This is a genomic window from Pseudomonas sp. BJa5, assembly GCF_030272875.2.
Taxonomy (GTDB): Bacteria; Pseudomonadota; Gammaproteobacteria; order Pseudomonadales; family Pseudomonadaceae; genus Aquipseudomonas.
The window spans coordinates 1-245 of sequence record NZ_JALRNG020000191.1 but is presented as its reverse complement, the minus strand read 5'-3'; the positions used below and the strand labels follow the sequence as shown (position 1 = coordinate 245).

The window sequence follows — 245 nt, the reverse complement described above, 5'->3', positions numbered from 1 at the left end:
AAGAATAAAAACCTAAAATCATATGCTGTGCAATTAATTAGTTTTCCTCTCTAGCGTACTGGCATAAAAAACCGCTCCAACACCTCATCCCTCTCACTCAAACTATTGGTACTTAAAAACCCAAACATCAAACCATCTATTAGATTTAAAACCATATCGGCATCAGGTTTTAAGGCACGAGTTTCCAAACTAAAAATTAGGTCAAAAAGTTCTCGAATTAGCCACTTTCTATACTCGATTGCCAT

At 35.5% G+C, this 245-nt stretch carries 1 protein-coding gene; it reads right to left on the bottom strand.

The window, feature by feature from the left end; all coding sequences use genetic code 11:
• Positions 1 to 50 precede the first annotated feature (50 nt).
• Positions 51 to 245 (bottom strand): hypothetical protein (locus M2D63_RS25980; RefSeq protein WP_171288767.1); only part of this gene is annotated, 195 nt, incomplete at its 5' end.